The organism is Saccharopolyspora hordei (assembly GCF_013410345.1).
GTDB classification, from domain to species: Bacteria; Actinomycetota; Actinomycetes; order Mycobacteriales; family Pseudonocardiaceae; genus Saccharopolyspora; species Saccharopolyspora hordei.
In genome coordinates this window covers 4798743-4818355 of the sequence record NZ_JACCFJ010000001.1, presented here as the reverse complement: position 1 = coordinate 4818355, position 19613 = coordinate 4798743, and the positions used below count along the sequence as shown (strand labels likewise).

Annotated in this window: 15 protein-coding genes; 9 read left to right on the top strand and 6 right to left on the bottom strand. The window is 72.0% G+C overall.

Annotated features, from left to right (window positions below; genetic code table 11):
* Positions 1–13: 13 nt before the first annotated feature.
* Complete coding sequence (gene lexA / locus HNR68_RS22070) at positions 14–730, bottom strand: transcriptional repressor LexA (RefSeq protein ID WP_179723663.1); 717 nt, start codon at positions 728–730, stop codon at positions 14–16.
* A gap of 217 nt (positions 731–947) precedes the next feature.
* Between lexA and HNR68_RS26985 the strand changes: the two genes are divergently transcribed.
* From HNR68_RS26985 to HNR68_RS22050, 4 genes are all read left to right on the top strand, one after another.
* Complete coding sequence (locus tag HNR68_RS26985) at positions 948–1391, top strand: hypothetical protein (RefSeq protein ID WP_246330513.1); 444 nt, start codon at positions 948–950, stop codon at positions 1389–1391.
* Positions 1392–1653: 262 nt separating this feature from the next.
* The gene (gene nrdR, locus HNR68_RS22060; RefSeq protein WP_179723662.1) at positions 1654–2136 is read left to right on the top strand and encodes a transcriptional regulator NrdR; all 483 of its coding nucleotides are present in this window, start codon (positions 1654–1656) and stop codon (positions 2134–2136) included.
* Positions 2137–2299: 163 nt separating this feature from the next.
* Complete coding sequence (locus HNR68_RS22055; RefSeq protein WP_179723661.1) at positions 2300–5119, top strand: vitamin B12-dependent ribonucleotide reductase; 2820 nt, start codon at positions 2300–2302, stop codon at positions 5117–5119.
* A 134-nt stretch (positions 5120–5253) separates the two neighbouring features.
* Positions 5254–5835 carry a hypothetical protein gene (locus tag HNR68_RS22050; protein WP_179723660.1) on the top strand — a complete coding sequence of 194 codons (582 nt, stop codon included), beginning with the start codon at positions 5254–5256 and terminating at the stop codon, positions 5833–5835.
* A 236-nt stretch (positions 5836–6071) separates the two neighbouring features.
* Here the strand turns inward: HNR68_RS22050 and HNR68_RS22045 are convergent, their stop codons facing one another.
* Positions 6072–7331, bottom strand: coding sequence for an aspartate aminotransferase type Ic (locus tag HNR68_RS22045; RefSeq protein WP_380574279.1), 1260 nt, complete (start codon positions 7329–7331; stop codon positions 6072–6074).
* A gap of 812 nt (positions 7332–8143) precedes the next feature.
* A complete protein-coding gene (locus tag HNR68_RS22040) occupies positions 8144–8443 on the bottom strand; it encodes a hypothetical protein (RefSeq protein ID WP_179723658.1) in 300 nt (99 codons plus the stop codon).
* 157 nt (positions 8444–8600) lie between these two features.
* Between HNR68_RS22040 and HNR68_RS22035 the strand changes: the two genes are divergently transcribed.
* Together HNR68_RS22035 and HNR68_RS22030 are read left to right on the top strand one after the other, a co-directional pair.
* The gene (locus tag HNR68_RS22035; protein WP_179723657.1) at positions 8601–10382 is read left to right on the top strand and encodes a Xaa-Pro dipeptidyl-peptidase; all 1782 of its coding nucleotides are present in this window, start codon (positions 8601–8603) and stop codon (positions 10380–10382) included.
* Positions 10383–10628: 246 nt separating this feature from the next.
* Entirely contained in the window at positions 10629–11744 is a 1116-nt protein-coding gene (locus tag HNR68_RS22030) for a DUF4192 domain-containing protein (RefSeq protein ID WP_179723656.1), read from the top strand.
* A gap of 38 nt (positions 11745–11782) precedes the next feature.
* Here HNR68_RS22030 and galE read toward each other — a convergent pair whose 3' ends face one another.
* From galE to HNR68_RS22015, 3 genes are all read right to left on the bottom strand, one after another.
* Positions 11783–12745, bottom strand: coding sequence for a UDP-glucose 4-epimerase GalE (gene galE / locus HNR68_RS22025; RefSeq protein WP_179723655.1), 963 nt, complete (start codon positions 12743–12745; stop codon positions 11783–11785).
* A gap of 72 nt (positions 12746–12817) precedes the next feature.
* The gene (galK, locus tag HNR68_RS22020; protein ID WP_179723654.1) at positions 12818–13996 is read right to left on the bottom strand and encodes a galactokinase; all 1179 of its coding nucleotides are present in this window, start codon (positions 13994–13996) and stop codon (positions 12818–12820) included.
* Positions 13993–14688 carry an iron-dependent transcriptional repressor DtxR gene (locus tag HNR68_RS22015; protein ID WP_179723653.1) on the bottom strand — a complete coding sequence of 232 codons (696 nt, stop codon included), beginning with the start codon at positions 14686–14688 and terminating at the stop codon, positions 13993–13995. Before HNR68_RS22015 ends, galK begins: the two co-directional genes overlap by 4 nt.
* A gap of 123 nt (positions 14689–14811) precedes the next feature.
* On the opposite strand from HNR68_RS22015, the gene HNR68_RS22010 reads away from it, so the two are divergent.
* From HNR68_RS22010 to HNR68_RS22000, 3 genes are all read left to right on the top strand, one after another.
* On the top strand, positions 14812–15663 hold the full coding sequence (locus HNR68_RS22010; protein ID WP_179723652.1) for a sulfurtransferase: 852 nt from the start codon (positions 14812–14814) through the stop codon (positions 15661–15663).
* A 71-nt stretch (positions 15664–15734) separates the two neighbouring features.
* Positions 15735–16910, top strand: a complete 1176-nt coding sequence (locus HNR68_RS22005) for an acetoin utilization protein AcuC (RefSeq protein WP_179723651.1) — start codon at positions 15735–15737, stop codon at positions 16908–16910.
* A 10-nt stretch (positions 16911–16920) separates the two neighbouring features.
* Entirely contained in the window at positions 16921–19605 is a 2685-nt protein-coding gene (locus HNR68_RS22000; RefSeq protein WP_179723650.1) for a GNAT family N-acetyltransferase, read from the top strand.
* The last annotated feature ends 8 nt before the right edge of the window (positions 19606–19613 follow it).

The following is a 19613-nucleotide window of genomic DNA, read 5'->3' as shown; positions in this document are numbered from 1 at the left end:
AGGGCCTGCTGCGTCAGAGCCGACGCAGGACCGCGACCACCTTGCCGAGGATCTGTGCCTCGTCGCCGAGGATCGGTTCGTACGCGGAGTTGTGCGGCATCAGCCAGACGTGCTCGTCGGTGCGCTTGAAGGTCTTCACCGTCGCCTCGCCGTCGATCATCGCCGCCACCACGTCGCCGTTCTCGGCGTCGGGCTGCTGACGCACCGCGACCCAGTCACCGTCGGTGATGGCGAGGTCGATCATGGAGTCGCCGACGACCTTGAGCAGGAACAGCGTCCCGTCGCCGACGATCTCCTTCGGCAGCGGGAAGACGTCCTCGATCGACTCCTCGGCCAGGATCGGGCCGCCGGCCGCGATGCGCCCGACCACCGGCACGTAGGCGGGCTTGGCCTGCCCGGTGTTCTCCGGTTCGGACTCGCCGCCGACCAGCACCCCGACCGTGCGCGGGCGGTGCGGGTCCCGGCGCAGGTAGCCCTTCCGCTCCAGCACGCGGAGCTGGTAGGCGACCGACGAGGTCGAGGTGAGCCCGACGGCGTCGCCGATCTCGCGGACGCTCGGCGGGTACCCGTGCTCGCGCATCCACTTGCGGATCGCCTCCAGCACCCGGAGCTGGCGATCGCTGAGCTCCTCGGCCCCGCTGGCCTGTTCGGGCAGGGTGTGCACGTCGGCCTCGGAGTCCTTGACGTCGTGTACCCGGCCCTCGATCGAGCCGGTCGCATTGCTCGCCACCGCTGCCTCCTGTCCGTCTGAACTGCGGTGCTGATCGCGGGGCGACGGTTCTGGCCGCCCGGTTTCCACAGTAGACGCCGCAAACACAGAGATCAAACACCTGTTCGAGTTAATTTCCGCCCCAAGTATCGCCCTATGGGGGTCTCTTGGTACACAATCGCACGCAGGTTCGATCGAACATGCATTCGATCATGGTCCCAGGGGTGCGGGAGGCGGCATGACCACGTCCATCGATGCGGCGGGGCGGCCGTGCCGGGTCGAGCGGCGGTCCGCCGCGCGGGTGCCGGGCCGGAGGGCGGCCGGCGCGGTCCGGCCGGGGCGGGAGCGGTGGCCGGTCGGCCGGGTGGTGCCGCGCGCGCCGCAGCCGGCGGCGGGCGACGCCGGGCGCCGGAGCGGCGACTGGCTGTGGCTGACCTCGGTGGCGATCTCCACGTTCCTCATCGTCATGCTGGTGGGGCTCTTCGGCGTCCGCGACGCGCCGACGACGGGAGGTGCCGCGCTGGTCGAGGTCCGGGCGGGGGACACTCTGCGGGAGATCGCCGAGCGGGTGGTGCCGGGCGCCGATCCGCGGGCGGTGGTCGACCGCATCGTGGAGGTCAACGGGCCCGGCGCGGCGGCCGCGGAACCCGGTCGGCTCCTGCTCGTCCCGGTGGACGACTGAGCCCCCCGGCGGGGGTTCGGGACGGGCGACCTGGGGTTTCGCCAGGCGGTGTCCGGGGGTGGCGCGGGCGACGCTCCGAAGGCCCTCCCGAGTTTGCGTCGCGATCGGGCGCGGTCTAGAGTCGACCACAACATCTAGTAGTTACGCCCGTGTATTTAGTCCACAGGTTGGGCTTCCCAGGTGTTCATGCGCCCACGGAGCGTGAGTTCGTCGTCGGCTGCCGCGGACGCGGCGACGGCGTGGGGGAAGGGGGTGAGTGCCGGTGCGGTGCCCATTCTGTCGCGGGGAGGACTCCCGGGTCGTCGATTCGCGCGAGGTCGAAGAAGGCCAGGCGATCCGGCGCAGGCGATCGTGCTCGACGTGCGGTCGGCGCTTCACGACGATCGAGGAGCTGGTGCTGTCGGTGGTCAAGCGCTCCGGCGTCACCGAGCCCTTCAGCCGGGAGAAGGTGGTGCGCGGGGTGCGCCGCGCGTGCCAGGGCCGCCCGGTCGAGGAGGACGCGCTGCAGCAGCTGGCGCACAAGGTGGAGGAGACCGTCCGGTCGCTCGGCGTGGCCGAGCTGCCCAGCCACGAGGTCGGTCTGGCGATCCTCGGTCCGCTGCGCGAGCTGGACGAGGTCGCCTACCTGCGCTTCGCGAGCGTGTACCGGGCGTACTCCTCGGTGGAGGACTTCGAGAAGGAGATCGCCGATCTGCGGGCCGCTCGGCCGGCCGCGCAGGACGGGGTGGAGAGCGAGCGTGAGTAAGTCTCGCCGGCGCGCGGTTCGCCGCGGTGCCGGGAACGCGAAACACCACCCAGCGCGCCGACCAGGGGCGTCGCTGGAGTCACAGGCACGACCGAACCGGACGGGGAGCCCGGACGGGGCCGACCAAGCACGACGAGCGAGTGACAAGGAAGAGGGTCAGGTCATGACAGAGACCGTCGGCAGCCCGGCCGGCGCAGCGGGGGAGCCGGAAGCAGGTGCCCGCAAGGGCATCCGGGTGCAGCGCGTCTACACCACGGAGGGGGTGCACCCGTACGACGAGGTCACGTGGGAGCGCCGCGATGTGGTGATGACCAACTGGCGGGACGGGTCGGTCAACTTCGAACAGCGCGGTGTCGAGTTCCCCGACTTCTGGTCGCTGAACGCGGTGAACATCGTCACCAGCAAGTACTTCCGCGGCGCGGTGGGCACCGATGAGCGCGAGAACAGCCTGCGGCAGCTCATCGACCGGGTGGTCGGCACCTACGTCAAGGCCGGTGTCGAGCACGGCTACTTCGCCACCGACACCGACGCCGAGATCTTCGAGCACGAGCTCACCTGGATGCTGCTGCACCAGGTGTTCAGCTTCAACTCGCCGGTGTGGTTCAACGTCGGCACCAGCTCGCGCCAGCAGGTCTCGGCCTGCTTCATCCTGTCGGTGGACGACACGATGGAGTCGATCCTCGACTGGTACAAGGAAGAGGGCCTGATCTTCAAGGGCGGTTCCGGCGCCGGCCTGAACCTGTCCCGCATCCGTTCCTCCCGCGAGCTGCTGTCCTCGGGCGGCACCGCCTCGGGCCCGGTGTCGTTCATGCGCGGCGCGGACGCCTCGGCGGGCACCATCAAGTCCGGTGGCGCGACCCGCCGCGCGGCGAAGATGGTGGTGCTCGACGTCGACCACCCGGACATCGAGGAGTTCATCGAGACCAAGGCGCGCGAGGAGCACAAGATCCGCGCCCTGCGCGACGCCGGTTTCGACATGGACCTCGGTGGTGCCGACGCCAGCTCGGTGCAGTACCAGAACGCGAACAACTCGGTGCGCGTCTCCGACGAGTTCATGCGCGCGGTGGAGAGCGACGGCACCTTCGGGCTGCGCGCTCGCACCACCGGCGAGGTGCTGGAGTCGGTGCGGGCCCGCGACCTGTTCCGCAAGATGGCGCGGGCGGCGTGGGAGTGCGCCGACCCGGGCATCCAGTACGACGACACGATCAACGACTGGCACACCTCGCCGGAGACCGGTCGGATCACCGCGTCGAACCCGTGCTCGGAGTACATGCACCTGGACAACTCCAGCTGCAACCTGGCGTCGCTGAACCTGATGAAGTTCCTGCGCGACGACCTGACCTTCGACGCGGAGCTGTTCGAGAAGACGGTCGAGTTCGTCATCACCGCGATGGACATCTCGATCTGCTTCGCGGACTTCCCGACCGAGGCGATCGGCGACACCACCCGCAAGTTCCGCCAGCTGGGCATCGGCTACGCCAACCTGGGCGCGCTGCTGATGGCCACCGGCCACGCCTACGACTCGGACGGCGGCCGGGCCCTGGCGGCGGCGATCACCTCGCTGATGACCGGTACCGCCTACAAGCGGTCGGCCGAGCTGGCCGGTGTCGTCGGCCCGTACGAGGGCTACGCCCGCAACGCCGAGGCGCACCAGCGGGTGATGCGCAAGCACGCCGCGGCCAACGACCTGGTCCGCACCTACCACCACAACGACGCCACGGTGCACAAGCTGGCGACCAAGGTGTGGCAGGAGTGCCTGGAGATCGGTGCCCGCAACGGCTGGCGCAACGCCCAGGCCTCGGTGCTGGCCCCGACCGGCACCATCGGCCTGATGATGGACTGCGACACCACCGGCATCGAGCCTGACCTGGCGCTGGTCAAGTTCAAGAAGCTGGTGGGCGGCGGCTCCATGCAGATCGTCAACCAGACGGTGCCGCGGGCGCTGCAGGCGCTGGGCTACCAGGAAGAGCAGATCGAGGCGATCGTCGAGTACATCGCCGAGCACGGCCACGTGGTCGACGCGCCAGGGCTGCGCCCGGAGCACTACGAGGTCTTCGACTGCGCGATGGGCGAGCGCTCGATCGCTCCGATGGGGCACGTGCGGATGATGGCCGCGGTGCAGCCGTTCCTGTCGGGCGCGATCTCCAAGACGGTGAACATGCCGGAGTCGGCGACCGTCGAGGACGTCGAGCAGCTCTACTTCGAGGGCTGGAAGCTGGGCCTGAAGGCGCTGGCCATCTACCGCGACAACTGCAAGGTGGGGCAGCCGCTGTCGGCGGGCAAGGGCGACAAGGCCGAGAAGGAGAAGGAGGTCGAGAAGCAGATCGAGTACCGCCCGGTCCGCAAGCGGCTCCCGAAGAAGCGGCCGAGCCAGACGGTGTCGTTCACCGTGGGCGGTGCCGAGGGCTACCTGCACGCCGGTTCGTACCCGGACGACGGGCTGGGCGAGATCTTCGTCAAGCTCGGCAAGCAGGGGTCGACCCTGGCGGGCGTCATGGACGCCTTCTCGATGTCGATCTCGGTGGGTCTGCAGTACGGCATCCCGCTGGAGTTCTACGTCTCGAAGTTCCAGAACCTGCGCTTCGAGCCGGCCGGGATGACCGACGACCCGGACGTCCGGATGGCCAGCAGCGTGCTCGACTACCTGTTCCGCCGCCTGGCGCTGGACTACCTGCCCTACGAGAAGCGCGCCCAGCTGGGCATCTTCACCGCTGAGGAGCGGGAGGCGCAGGTCAACGGCACTGACGCGGCCCCGGCCGAGCAGCCCAGCGAGGTCCTGGACACCCTGCGCTCCACTGTGGACTACCAGAAGGAGGAGAAGCAGGAGGAGGTGCAGCGCGCGGGCAGCTCGACCGAGCTGCTGGAGCTGCGCCTGGGCAAGGCGGCGGACGCGCCGCTGTGCATGACCTGCGGCACGAAGATGCGTCCGTCGGGCTCCTGCTACCTCTGCGAGGGCTGCGGCTCCACCTCCGGCTGCAGCTGAGCCGGGACGGAGAGGTGAGCACCTGAGCGACGGTGCCTGAGGAAGGGGAGTCGGCCGTCTGGTCGGCTCCCCTTCCTTCTCGTCCGGACGTCGTTCGTCGGGAACCCGCTTGCCGCGGCCGCGACACTGGTCCCGTGAGCACCGACTACGTCTTGGCGGGGTACCGCGTCGCGCCGCGGTACGTGCGCGAGGAGTGGCAGGACAGCAGCTTGCCGGAGGGGGAGCTGGTGTCGATGAGCGGGTGCGTGGTCGACGTGCTGTACACGGACCCGCACGAGTGGGACGACTGGTTCGGCAGTCCGGGAGCGGCCGAACGGGCGCGCGTCCAGTCGGGACGGTCCGGCTCGCACGTGCTCGGTGTGGGGTTCGCGGTTCCCGACGTCCCGGAGGTGACGGCCGACATCACCGACAGCGGGTCGGAGGCTGCAGCGGGCACTCTGCTGGAACGGCTCGCCCGCCGCGAGCCGGCTGCCGACGGCGAGCCGCTGGGGTTCGAACTCGTCGGGTACGAGTGCGGGCTCTGGCACACCTGGACGTGCATCGGCGGCCTGGTCCGCGAGGTCTACGACGCGACCGGCGTCCGTCCCGGCGAGTGGGGCCTGGTCCAGGACGAGCAGGACGCGCGCCGGGCTGCCGCCTGGCTCACGGAGTCGGGGGCGGGTGAGCCGAAGGTCTTCTACTGGGTCGCGGCCAAGCTGGTCGACGTGCCGGTGTGACCGAACGGTGGTGAGCGCGGCGAACCGGCCCCGCTGACCGGGGACTCGACGCCCTCGCCCTGCGTGGAGACGTCCTCGGCGAGGTGGCGACGGTTCCGCCGGCGACCGGGCGGGGTCGCCGGTCCGAGGGGGAGCCGAGTGCCGTTCCGCCCCGTGGGCGAGTCAGCTGATCGCTGTCCTGTGTGGACACTCACCGGGCGGGGTGGGGACGCGGGTGCCGTCCCCACCCCGTGCGGTCAGTTCTGGCGGTCGGCGAGGAGCTTCTCCGTGCAGACGAGGCGGACGCAGGTGGCCAAGCCCTTGATGGCCTCCTCCAGCTCGGCCTGCTCCGGGAAGGTCGGCGCGATGCGGATCACGCTGTCGGTGGGGTCGTCGCCGTAGGGGTGGGTCGCACCGGCCGGGGTGAGGGCGATGCCCGCCTCCTTGGCCTTGGCCACCACCGCGCGGGCGCAGCCGTCGAGGACCCGCAGGCTGATGAAGTAGCCACCGGCCGGCTTGGTCCAGGAGGCGAGGCCCGTGCCGCCCAGCTCCTCGGTGAGGATCTTGTCGACGGCCTCGAACTTGGGGCGGATCAGCGCCGCGTGCTGCCGCATGTGCTCACGCAGGCCGTCGGCGTCGCGCAGGAACCGGACGTGCCGCAACTGGTTGATCTTGTCCGGGCCGATGTGGCGCTTGGAGGTGCAGCTCAGCCACCACTCGACGTTGGCCGGGGAGGAGCCAAAGAAGGCGACGCCGCCACCGGCGAAGGTGATCTTCGAGGTGGACCCGAAGACGAACGCCCGGTCGGGGTTGCCGTGCTCGGCGCACAGCGCGAGCAGGTCCGCGATCTCCGCGGGCTCGTCGGTGAGGTGGTGCACCGCGTAGGCGTTGTCCCAGAAGATGCGGAAGTCCGGGGCCGCGGTGCGCATGGCCGCCAGGCGGCGCACGGTCTCGTCGGAGTAGACGGTGCCGTCCGGGTTGCTGTACTTGGGCACGCACCAGATGCCCTTGACCGCCGGGTCCTCGGCGACGAGGCGCTCGACGACGTCCATGTCCGGGCCGTCCGGCGTCATCGGGACCTGGACCATCGTGATGCCGAACCGCTCGCACAACGCGAAGTGCCGGTCGTAGCCGGGGACCGGGCACAGGAACTTGACCTCGGGCTCGTCGACCCAGCGGCGCTCACCGCCGGGGACGGTGCCGAGCTGCGCGAAGACCAGGGCGTCGTGCATGAGCTCGAGGCTGGAGTTGCCCGCGGCGAGCAGTTGCTCGACCGGCACCTGCAGCTCACCGCTGAAGATCTCACGCAGCTCGCGCAGGCCCTGCAGCCCGCCGTAGTTGCGCAGGTCGGTGCCGTCGGCGGAGGTCAGCGGGCCGTCGACCTGCACCAGGTCGTTGGTGAGGTCGAGCTGGCGCGGCGAGGGCTTGCCCCGGGTGAGGTCCAGCTTCAGGCCGCGCGCGACCAGGGTCGCGTGCTCCTGGCTGGCGCGATCGCGCTGGGCGGTCAGCTCTTCGATGGTCGATGCTGGAGCGTTCACCGGAGTCCCTTCGCCTTCGTCCGTGGAACAGGCCACGCGTACACCCTAATGACCTCCCGGGGGCTCGCGGACAGCACCGGGGGTGGCGCCGACCTGCGCAGAGGGACCGCCGACGTGGCGTTGGTCACGGACGCAGGAAGCCTTCCCGCGCCCGGCTGATCAGGCGGAAAGCGTCCTGCCCGGCCGCCCTTCTCGCGGACGTCGGTGGGCAGTCCCGTCCGCCCCCCCACGTGACGCAGCTACCACTCGCTCGTCTCCGCGCGGGCGGGGAGCGGCCCCTCCGGCGGTCTCCGCCACGGCGGACACGAAGTCGCCCACGTCGACGGGGTGGTCGTCGGCGACGTGGTGCGCCTGGCCGCCTCGACGCGGTTCGAGCGCGGCCACCGTGGTGGAGGCGGTGTCGGCGATGCGGGCCGGGTGCTGCTGGGCTTCCTGGACGGGTTGACCGACCACCCGGACCCGGGCGGTGAGGGCGGGCTGGTCCTCTCCGACCTCGCCGAACGCCTCGGCCTGCGCACGCGGGAGGACCTGCTCGACGCGGTTCGCCGGGCGGGGCTCCGCGTCGTCGCCAGGTCGGGCACGCGGTCGGCGCTCCAGCGGGCCGCGTGCTGGACGGGGGCCGGAGATCCGCAGTCACGGCGACCTGGCCCGCGCGTACCTGGCCGCGACGGGACGCCGTCGGCTCGTGCTGCCGGGAGGCCGTCGCCGGTTTCCGCCGCGGCGGTCAGCTGGCCCGGCCCACGTGGTCGGCCGCGTGTCCTCCGACGCGTTCCTCGCCGAGCGGTGACGGCTCAGCCGCGGGGCCTGGCCAGCAGTTGTGCGGCGACAGCGGTCGCGCCGGTGACGGAGAAGACCGACGGCCACGCACCGATCTTCTTGGCCAGCGGGTGCGAGCCGGTGAGCGCCGCCGCGTAGGTGACGCCCAGCGCGAGGGCCGGTCCCAACCCGGTCCGGCGGCGGCAGGTCTCCGCCGCGGCCAGGCCCGCGCCGGCCGCGACCACTCCGCCCCAATGCCGGTGCTTGGTGGCGCGGGCGACTGCGAAACCGCCGATCAAACCGGCCGAGGTCAGCAGGCTGGGCGGGATGGACATGCGCACTCCTCGCAGCTGGCAGCGGACTTGCACCCGCGACTCTACCGGGTGATGACCGGGCGGTCGTGGCGCAAACGTGCCGGAGAGGTGCCACCCCAGGGGTTTTGCGCTATGAACAGTGCTGTTGTCCGGTCCCTTCGGCATCCCGGGAGCCTGCATGCGGCGCTTTCGAACGGTTCTGCTGGCTGCGGTGTGCGTCCTGCCGCTGAGCGGAGTGCCCGCGGCGGCGCAACCGCCGCAGGGCCCGGTCTTCGAGGACGGCGAGGCGCAACCGGTGTTCGACCCGGCCCAGGCGGTGCGCGAGGACCTGTTCGTGACCGCGCCGGTCGACAGCGACCACGACGGGCAGCGCGACCGGGTGCACGTCCAGGTGGTGCGACCGGCGGAGACCGAGCAGGGCCTGCGGGTTCCGGTCGTCTACCAGGCCAGTCCCTACTACTCCGGTGGCAACGACGTGCCGAACCACAACGTCGACACCGAGCTCTACGTGCCCGAGCGTCCGGGGCACCGGTCGCTGCGCACCACGGTGGGGGACCAGCGCGTGGCAGCGGCCGTGGACATCGAGTGGGCCTACGAGGAGTACCTGCTGTCCCGGGGGTACGCCGTGGTGTACGCGGAATCCCTGGGCACCGGGGAGTCCACCGGGTGCCCGACCACCGGGGCGGAGAACGAGACGATCGGCGCGAAGGCGGTCGTCGACTGGCTGAACTCGCGAGCTCCGGGTCACGACGCCGGCGGCGCTCCCGCGGTGGCCGACTGGTCGACGGGCAAGGTCGGCATGATCGGCGTGTCCTACAACGGCACCCTGCCCAACGCGGTGGCCAGCACCGGTGTCGAGGGGCTGGAGGCGATCGTGCCGATCGGGGCGATCTCCAACTGGTACGACTACTACCGCAGCGACGGGGCCGTGGTCGCGCCCGGCGGTTACCAGGGCGAGGACGCCGACGTGCTGGCGAAGTACGTGCACACCCGGGCGGACCGCGAACCGTGCCGCGCGGTGATCGACCAGCTCACCGCCGAGCAGGACCGGGTCACCGGCGATTACAGCCCGTTCTGGGACGAGCGCAACTACCTCGATGACGTGGACCGGGTGCGGGCGGCGGTGCTGGCCGTGCACGGCCTCAACGACTGGAACGTCAAGACCAGGCAGGCCGCGCAGTGGTACGAGGCGCTGCGCGAGAACGGCGTGCCGCACAAGATCTGGTGGCACCAGTCGGGCCACACCGACCTGATCACGCTCCGCGAGCAGGAGTGGCTGCGTGAGCTGAACCGCTGGTTCACCCGGTACCTGTACCAGGTGCCGAACGGGGTCGAGGACGAGCCGCGCGCCACCGTCCAGCGCGAGAACGGCAGCTGGGTCGAGGAACCGGAGTGGCCGGCACCGGAGGCCGAGGACGTGGTCCTGCGGCCGACTCCCGGCGGTGCCGACCGGGGCGGCCTGACCACGGCGCGGACGCCCGGCCGGGTCGTCGAATCGCTGCAGGACGACGCGACCCGGACGGCCGAGGACCTGGCGGCGGCCCCGAGCTCGCCGAACCGCCTGGCCTACGTCACCGAACCGCTGGCGGAGCAGGTCCGGGTCAGCGGAACGGTGCGCGCGGAGCTCGCGCTGGCCTTCGACCGCCCGGCGGCCAACGTGACCGCGCTGCTGGTGGACCAGGCGCCGGACGGCGCGGTGTCCGTGGTGACGCGGGGGTGGACCGATCCGCAGAACCGGCACGCGATCGACCGGACCTCGCCGATCGAGCCGGGCACGACGTACCGGGTCCAGGTGACCATGCAGCCGGACGACTACGTGTTCGCGCCCGGGCACCGGCTCGGCGTCGTCGTGCTCTCCAGCGACCACGACTTCACGCTGCGCCCGAAGCCGGGGACGGGGCTGTCGATGGACCTGGCCCGGACCTCGATCACGTTGCCGGTGGTCGGGTCGATCGGGTAGCGGCCGAGTGCCTCACGGGGCGGCCGGGGTTCCGACTCCGGCCGCCCCTTTTGGACAGTGGTTCACGTTGGTGCGCGGTGCGCGGAGCGTGATCTCCCGACGGGTGATCGAATTCGCTGGCTCGGATGACACACCACAGTGGACTTCCGCTCGTCGCCGGCGTTGACCATCCACATCAGACCCCGGTAGTCCACAGATCGCGGAAACGCCCTTCCGGCAGCGGCTCTCGGTGCCGATGGTGGTGGCATGGCAACGCGACTCAACACCACCGTCTCGCTGACCGACCCCGCCGACGTGCTGGCCGCCGTGCCGCACATGCTCGGGTTCCACCCGACCGACTCGCTCGTGGTGCTCACGCTCCACGACGTCGCGTCCACCCCGAAGTTCGGCGTCACCCTGCGCACGGACCTGCCCTGCTCGATGAAGCTGTGCGGGTTCGGCGAGCGGCTGCTGTCCGGGCCCCTCAGTCGGCAACGGGTCGAAGGCGTGGTCCTCGTCGTGGTCGGCACCGAGCCGCACGCGGAGGCCTGTGACGACAACTGCGCCGGTGCCTGTCGGCGCCCCCTGCTCAACGGACCCGACGCGGACGGGGCCGGCACCGGTCCGCCGCACGCCGACCTCATCGACGTGCTGCGCGACTCCTTCGAGCGAGCCGGGATCGTGTTGGTGCACGCCCTGTGGGCACCGGAGATCCAGGCCGCCGCGCCCTGGCAGTGCTACTCCGAACCCGAGTGCTCCGGGGAGATCCCCGACCCGAAGTCCTCACCCGTCGCGGCCGCGCTGGCCGCGACGGGGGCGGTGACCTTCGGCAGCCGCGACGAGCTGCGCGCCCTGGTGGCGCCGGAGTCGCCCGAGGCCGTCGCGCGCTGGTCGGCCAAGCTCGACGTCCTGGCCGAGGAGCGGATGGACACCGACGACCCGCACCGGGTGGCGCGCGACGTGCAGCTGGTGCTCGCCGCCGTCCAGCGCGCGGCCAACGGGTCCGCGCTCACCGAGGACGACCAGCTGCGGGTGCTGCTGGCGGTGTCCGACACGCGCGTGCGCGACATCGCCCTGAGCACCGCGCTGGGCGAGACGGCCGGGGCGGCCGAGGAGCTCTGGCTCACCCTGGTCCGCCGCGCCCCCGCCGCGGAATTGCCGGAGGTCGCCGCGCTGCTGGCGTTCTCCGCCTACGTGCGAGGCGAGGGTGCGTTGTGCAACGCCGCGCTGGAGCGGATCGAGCAGACCCAGCCGGACCACCACCTGGGCACCCTGCTGCGGCAGGCCGTCGACACCGGCCTGCCGCCCACCGACCTCGCCGTCATCGCCCGGGACGCCGCCGAGGACGCCCGGATCGTGCTCGCCGAGGACGGTGCCTGGTGATGGACGACGGGACGACCCAGCTGCTCGGGCCGGGCGGGTCAGGCGCCGTGGCGCTCGCGGGTGAACTCCCACGCGTCCCGAACGATGACCTCGAGGTCGGCCCGCTGCGGCTGCCACCCCAGCTCGTCCCGCGCGCGCTGGCTCGATGCCACCAGCGTCGCCGGGTCGCCGGCGCGGCGCGGCGCCACCGCGGCGGGGATCGGGTGACCGGTCACCGCACGGCAGGTGTCGATCACCTGCTTGACCGAGAACCCGGTGCCGTTGCCGAGGTTGTAGATCCGGTGCTGGCCGGCGACGGCCTTGTCCAGGGCGAGCAGGTGGGCGTCGGCCAGGTCCGTGACGTGGATGTAGTCCCGGACGCAGGTGCCGTCGCTGGTGGGCCAGTCCTCGCCGTAGATCTGCACCTGCTCCCGCTGGCCCAGGGCGACCTGCAGAACGATCGGGATGAGGTGCGTCTCGACGGTGTGCCGCTCGCCGAAGGCGCCGTGCGCACCGGCCACGTTGAAGTACCGCAGGCTCACGGCACCGATGCCGTGGGCGTTCGCGTAGGAGGTGATCGCGTGATCGATGGCCAGCTTCGTCGCGCCGTAGGTGTTCGTCGGTCGCGTCGCGGTGTCCTCGGTGATCGGAGTGACCTCCGGCTCGCCGTAGGTCGCCGCGGTGGAGGAGAACACCAGCCGGGGCGTGCCGTGCTCCCGCATGGCGTCCAGCAGCCGCAGCGAGGTGACCACGTTGCCGTGCCAGTACTTCTGCGGGTCCTCCATGGATTCGCCGACCAGCGACTTGGCCGCGAAGTGCAGCACACCGTCGAACGGGTCCGCGAGCAGCTCGCTCGCCGCCGCAGCGATGTCGGCCTCGACGAACGTGCATCCGTCCGGGACCGCGTCGGCGTGCCCGGTGGACAGGTCGTCGACCACGACGACCTCGTGACCGGCCTCCACCAAGCGCGCGGCGCACACGCTTCCGACGTAGCCTGCGCCACCTGTGACGAGGAGCTTCAACTGGGTACAGCCTTCCGTGCGAGTTCTGGTACGACCACCGTGGACCGGGGAGCGGGCGGGGTCGTCCGGTGGTCACCGGTCCCGGCCCGCCCCGGCGGAGGGTACCGCTGTGAAGAGCCGGGGCGCGGTCAGGTCCGCCCGGGCGAAGGCGTCCAGCACGGCCTGCTCGATCGCCGGCCGGTCGGCGGTGGGCACCAGGGCGATGGCGGAACCGCCGAATCCGCCGCCGATCATGCGAGATCCCAGCGCGCCCGCGGCGAGCGCGGTGTCGACGGCGAGGTCCAGCTCGGGGCAGGAGACCCGGTAGTCGTCGCGCAGGCTGGTGTGCGAGGCGGTCAGCACCGGGCCGATCTCGGCGTACCGCCCCGCGCGGAGCTCGTCCACTGTGGCCAGCACCCGGTCGTTCTCGGTGACGACGTGCCGCACCAGTGGTCGCAGCTCCTCCGGCAGCTGCGGAAGGACCGCAGGCAGTTCCGAGGCGGTCACGTCGCGCAACGACTTGCGCCCCAGCAGCTCCGCTGCGCGCTCGCAGCCCCGGCGGCGTTCTCCGTAACCGGACTCGCTGTGCGAGTGCTTCACGCGGGTGTCGATCACGAGCACTTCCAGCCCGGCGTTGCGCGGGTCGAACGGGACCTGCTCGGCGTCGCCGGTGCGCACGTCGAAGAACAGGACGTGCGCCTCGGTGCAGGACAGCGAGGCGGTCTGGTCGAGCAGTCCCGTCGGCGCGCCGACGAAGTCGTTCTCCGCCCGCTGCACCAGGCGCGCGATCTCGTCGAGGCCCGGCGCGCCCGGCTGCCCCGGCGCGGAGCCCACGCTGTCGAGCAGCGCCAACGCCGTCGCGCACTCCAGGGCGTGCGAGGAGGACAGCCCGGCGCCGGTCGGCACGTTCCCGACGATCATCAGGTCCGCCCCGGTGAGGGGCAGGCCGGTCTCGCGCAGGGCCCAGGCGACCCCGGCCGGGTGAGCGGCCCAGCCGGTGGGGGAGCCGGGGCGGAGGTCGTCGAGGGCCATCTCGGGGCTGCGGTGCAGGCGCCCGTCACTGCCGAAGGTCGCCATGGACAACCGACGGTCGGTGCGCCGCCGGAGGGCGACGGCGGTCCGGTGCGGCAGGGCGAAGGGGAGCACGAACCCGTCGTTGTAGTCGGTGTGCTCCCCGATGAGGTTCACCCGGCCCGGAGCGGACCAGACCACGTCGGCAGCGCCGCCGTACTGTTCGGCGAACAGCGTCGCCGCGCGCTCGGCCGAGGTCACTTGGCGTGCACCATGACCGCGTGCGCGATGCTGGAAGACAGCTCGGTGCTGCCGTTCTGGCCCCGCACCTCGATCGGCTTGTTCGAGCCGACGACCGACATGACCTCCACCTCGTTGCCCGGCACGACGCCGACCTCCTTGAGCTCGCACATCAGGTCGGGGTCGAGCTGGACGTGCTCGGCGATGCGGCGGATGACCGCCCGGCCACCACCGTTGCGAGCGATCTCGTCGACGCGCTGCAGGTCACCGTCGGTCGGTGCCTCGGCGTGGTCCACGCCGAGCTCGTCGAGGCCGGGGATCGGGTTGCCGTAGGGCGACGTGGTGGGCTTGCCGAGCAGCTTGACGAGCTTGCGCTCCACCGCCTCGCTCATCACGTGCTCCCAACGACAGGCTTCGTTGTGCACGTGCTCCCACTCGAGACCGATCACGTCGACGAGGAGCCGTTCGGCGAGGCGGTGCTTGCGCATCACGCTGATGGCACGGGCGCGACCGGCCTTGGTGAGCTCGAGGTGCCGGTCTTCGGCGACGGTCAGCAGTCCGTCGCGCTCCATGCGGGCGACCGTCTGGCTCACGGTGGGGCCGCTCTGCTCCAATCGTTCGGCGATCCGGGCACGGAGTGGAACAACGCCCTCTTCTTCGAGGTCGTAGATGGTGCGGAGGTACATCTCAGTGGTATCGATGAGATCGTTCACGTCGGCTCCCCATTCAGTCCCAACCACGATGCTAGTCGCCCCGGACGACAGCGGTCAGCGGTCGGGAAGTGACTGCCGGCATGTCCAACCGACCTCGTCGCCGGGCTACGAAAGGGCGTCCTGATGCATCCTTTGATCAGTACCGATGATCTCATGACCGCGTTGCAGGGGGAGTCACCCCCGACCCTGCTCGACGTCCGCTGGTCCTTGCTCGGACCGCCCGGGCGGGAGGCCTACGACGCGGGGCACCTGCCGGGCGCGGTGTTCGTCGACCTGGACGCCGAACTGGCCGCCGAACCCGGTCCGGCAGGCCGCCACCCGCTGCCCGAACCGGACGCCCTCGAAGCCGTCCTGCGGCGCGCCGGTGTGCGCACCGGCCGACCGGTGGTCGTCTACGACGCCGACAACGGCTCCGCGGCCGCCCGGGCCTGGTGGCTGCTGCGGTGGGCCGGGCACCGGGAGGTCGCGGTGCTCGACGGCGGCTACGCGGCGTGGGTCGCCGAGGCCCGCCCGACCACGACCGAGCCACCGCAGCCGACTGGAGGCGACGTCCGGGTCCGCCCGGGGTCGATGCCGGTGCTGGACGCCGACGGTGCGGCGCGACTGGCGCGCGAAGGCACCCTGCTGGACGCCCGCGCGCCGGAGCGGTACCGGGGCGAGGTCGAGCCGATGGACCCGCGGGCCGGGCACGTGCCGGGTGCGCTGAACGCGCCGTTCGCCGCGCACGTGGGTGACTCGGGGCGGTGGCGGTCGGCGGACGAGCTGGCGGCGCACTTCGCCGCGGTCGGCGTCGACCGGTCAGCGCCGATCGGGGCCTACTGCGGCTCGGGCGTGACGGCGTGCTCGGTGCTGCTCGCCCTGGAGGTCGCCGGCGTGACCGACCCGGAGCACCCGGCTGCGCTGTACGCGGGTTCGTGGTCGAACTGGTCCGCGGACCCGGACCGCCCCGCCGCCACCGGGCCGGACGCGGGCTGACCGCGCGCCCACCCGCCCCAGTGGCCGGGAACACTGTGTTGGCGGCCACAGGGGCGGGTAGGTTTCGGGCCATGGGTTCTCAGTGCGCGGTGGTGTGGGACGAGTCGGTGCTGGACTACGACCTCGGCGGGCACCACCCGCTGCACCCGGTCCGCCTCGACCTGACCATGCGGTTGGCCCGTGCGCTCGGCGTCCTGGACGGGGTCGAGGTGCTCACGCCGGAGCGGGCGGCCGACGACGAGCTGCTGCGGGTGCACACCCCGGAGTACCTCGAGGCGGTCCGCGCCGCCCCGATGGCCGGCTGGGAGGTGGGCCACGGGCTCGGCACCGAGGACAACCCGATCTTCGACCGCATGCACGACGCGGCGGCGCTGATCGCGGGTGCGTCGATCCGGGCCGCCGAGCAGATCGTGTCCGGGAAGGCGGACCGGGCGGTCAACATCGCGGGCGGGTTGCACCACGCGATGGCCGACCGCGCGGCGGGGTTCTGCATCTACAACGACTGCGCGATCGCCATCGCGTGGATGCTCGAGCAGGGCGTGGAGCGCATCGCCTACGTCGACATCGACGTGCACCACGGCGACGGGGTGCAGGCGGCGTTCTACGACGACCCGCGGGTGATGACCATCTCGCTGCACCAGCACCCGGTGACGCTGTGGCCCGGAACCGGGTTCAGCACGGAGGTCGGCGGGGGAGCGGCGGACGGCACCGCGGTGAACGTCCCGCTGCCGCCGGGCACCGGTGACGCCGACTGGCGGCGCGCGTTCCACGCCGTGGTGCCCTCGGTGCTCGAGGCGTTCCGGCCGCAGGTGCTGGTCACCCAGTGCGGGGCGGACGCGCACCGCGACGACCCGCTGGCGGACCTGGCGAAGAGCGTGGACGGCCAGCGCGCGACCTACCAGGACCTGCGGTCGCTGGCCGACAGCTGCGCCGGCGGCAAGTGGCTGGCGCTGGGCGGTGGTGGCTACTCGCTGTACCGCGTCGTGCCGCGCGCCTGGACCCACCTGCTGGCGACCCTGCTGGACCGGGACATCGCTCCGGAGACGACGATCCCGGAGGATTGGATGGCGCACGCGGTGCGGGTGGCGGGGAACGTGCCGGTGCCGGCGTCGATGACCGACGAAGCCGACCCGTCGTTCGAGCGGTGGGCGGGCGTGACCACGTCCTCGGTGGACACCGCGATCCGCGACACCCGCCACGCGGTGTTCCCGTTGCACGGTCTCGACCCGGCCGACAGCCGTGACTGAGGAGTCCGAAGTGGACGGAGCAGTGGAGGACCAGGAGCAAGTCCCGGGCGCGGTCGAGTACCCGCGGCAGTGGGAAGCCGACGTGGTGCTCTCCGACGGCGGCACGGTGCACATCCGGCCGATCACGGTCGCGGACGCCGACAAGCTGGTCGCCTTCCACAGCCGGCTCAGCGACCGCACCCGGTACTTCCGCTACTTCGGCCCGTACCCGCGGATGCCCCGGCGCGACGTGGAGCGGTTCACGCACGTCGACTACGTCAACCGGGTCGCGCTGATCGCGCTGCTCGGCGACGACATCGTCGCGGTGGGCCGCTACGACCGGCTGGGCGAGCAGAAGTCGGCCGAGGTCGCGTTCGTGGTCGAGGACGCGCACCAGGGCCGCGGTCTGGGCTCGATCCTGCTGGAGCACCTCGCGGCCGCAGCCCGGGAACGCGGGCTGCAGCGGTTCGTGGCCGAGGTGCTGGCCGAGAACTCGACCATGGTGCGGGTGTTCCGCGACGCCGGGTACCAGGTGAGCCGCGCGATGGAAGAAGGCGTCGTGCACCTGGAGTTCGACATCGACCCCACCGAGGAGTCGGTCGCGGTCGCGCGGGCCCGGGAGCAGGCCGCCGAGGCGCGCAGCGTGCACAACCTGCTGCGGCCGCGGTCGGTGGCGGTGATCGGGGCCTCCACCGACCACCGCAAGATCGGCCACGCGGTGCTGACGAACCTGCTCACCGCGGACTTCACCGGCCCGGTCTACCCGGTGAACCCGGAGCACCGCTCGGTGCGCGGCGTGCGCGCCTACCCCTCGGTGCTGGACATCCCCGACGAGGTGGACCTGGCCGTGGTGGCGATCCCGGCCGCGGGCGTCACCGAGGTGCTCGACGACTGCCTGGCGAAGGGCGTCAAGACGCTGGTCATCGTCAGCTCGGGGTTCAGCGAGACCGGTCCGGAAGGGCGCGAGGTGGAGCGCGAGATGGTGCGCGCGGCCCGCGTGCACGGCATGCGGGTGGTCGGCCCGAACGCGCTGGGCGTGGTCAACACCGATCCGGAGTTCCGGCTCAACGCCAGCCTCGCCCCGCAGCTGCCGGGCCGCGGCCGCACCGGCTTCTTCTGCCAGTCCGGTGCGCTGGGGGTGGCGATCCTGGAGACCGCCACCGAGCGCGGGCTGGGGCTGTCGACGTTCGTCTCGGCGGGCAACCGCGCCGACGTCTCCGGCAACGACCTGCTGCAGTACTGGCAGACCGACCCGGCCACCGACGTCGTGCTGCTCTACCTGGAGTCGTTCGGCAACCCGCGCAAGTTCGGGCGGCTGGCGCGCCGGCTGGCCCGCACCAAGCCGATCGTGGTCGTCAAGTCGGGGCGCAACGCGGTGCGGCCGGGACTGGCGGCCACCTCGGTGCAGATCGACGACTCCAGCGTGCAGGCGCTGTTCGAGCAGTCCGGCGTCATCCGGGTCGAGTCGGTGGCGCAGATGTTCGACACCGCGCTGCTGCTGGCGCACCAGCCGCTGCCGCAGGGCGACCGCGTCGCGATCGTCGGCAACTCCTCGGCCCTGGGGATGATCGCGGCCGACGTGGCGCAGGCCCAGGGCCTGCAGCTGGCCGGGGAACCGGTCGACGTGGGCGCCTCGGCCGGGCCGGAGGAGTTCGCCGCCGCCGTCCGCGCGGCCGCCCTGCGGCCGGACGTCGACGCGCTGGTCACGGTGTTCGCGCCCCCGGTGGCGGTGCCCGGGACCGCGTACGCGCGGGCCATGCGGGAAGCCCTGCAGGAGGCCGACGTCGCGAGCTGCAAACCCGTGGTGACCACCTTCCTGGCCGCCGAGGGCGTGCCGGACGAGCTGGTGGTGCCGGGCCCGGACGGCATCGCGGGCAAGGGCTCCGTGCCGTCGTACCCGAGCCCGGAGCGCTCGGTGCTGGCACTGGCCCGGGTGACCCGCTACGCGCAGTGGCGGGCCGCCCCGCAAGGTCACTTCGTCCGTCCGGAGGGGGTCGACGCGGAGCGGGCCCGGGCCCTGGTCGAGGCGTGGCTGGAGGCGGGGATCACCGAGCTCGACGACGAGCGCGCGTTGCAGCTGCTCGGCTGCTACGGCATCGAGGTGGTGCCGTTCCGCAAGGTGAGCGGTGTCGAGGAGGCCGTGGCCGCGGCCGAGGAACTGGGCTTCCCCGTGGCGCTGAAGTCGGTCAGCGACCGGCTCCGGCACCGCAGCGACCTGGTCGGCGTCCGGCTCGACGTGGGCAGCGCCGACGCGGTGCGGGCGGCCTACACCGACATCCGCAGCGTCTCCGGGCTCGACGAGGTGTACGTGCAGCGGATGGCGGTGCGCGGGACCTCGTGCGTCATCGACCTCACCGACGACCCGTCGTTCGGCACGCTGGTGTCCTTCGGGCTCTCCGGGGTGGCCAGCGAACTGCTCGGGGACAAGGCCTACCGCGCGCTGCCGCTGTCCGACGTGGACGTGGCGTCGCTGGTCCGCGAGCCCCGGGCGGCGCCGCTGCTGGCCGGGTACCGCGGTGTGGAACCGGCCGACCTCGCCGCGCTGGAGGACCTGGTGCTGCGGGTCGCGACGTTGGCCGAGGACCTGCCGGAGGTGCGCGAACTGGTGTTGCAGCCGGTGCTCGCCTCCCCGGCGGGGGCGGCGGTCACCGGCGCCACGGTGGCCGTCGGGGCCTCCCCGGTGGCGCCGGACACGGGGCCGCGGCGGCTCCGCTGACGAGCTGT

Bases quoted from the DNA above. Each gene is read 5' to 3' on its own strand.
- HNR68_RS22055 (WP_179723661.1), top strand. From the start codon at position 2,300: ATGACAGAGACCGTCGGCAGCCCGGCCGGCGCAGCGGGGGAGCCGGAA.
- HNR68_RS22030 (WP_179723656.1), top strand. From the start codon at position 10,629: ATGGCAACGCGACTCAACACCACCGTCTCGCTGACCGACCCCGCCGAC.
- HNR68_RS22035 (WP_179723657.1), top strand. From the start codon at position 8,601: ATGCGGCGCTTTCGAACGGTTCTGCTGGCTGCGGTGTGCGTCCTGCCG.
- HNR68_RS26985 (WP_246330513.1), top strand. From the start codon at position 948: ATGACCACGTCCATCGATGCGGCGGGGCGGCCGTGCCGGGTCGAGCGG.
- HNR68_RS22010 (WP_179723652.1), top strand. From the start codon at position 14,812: ATGCATCCTTTGATCAGTACCGATGATCTCATGACCGCGTTGCAGGGG.
- HNR68_RS22040 (WP_179723658.1), bottom strand. From the start codon at position 8,443: ATGTCCATCCCGCCCAGCCTGCTGACCTCGGCCGGTTTGATCGGCGGT.
- HNR68_RS22005 (WP_179723651.1), top strand. From the start codon at position 15,735: ATGGGTTCTCAGTGCGCGGTGGTGTGGGACGAGTCGGTGCTGGACTAC.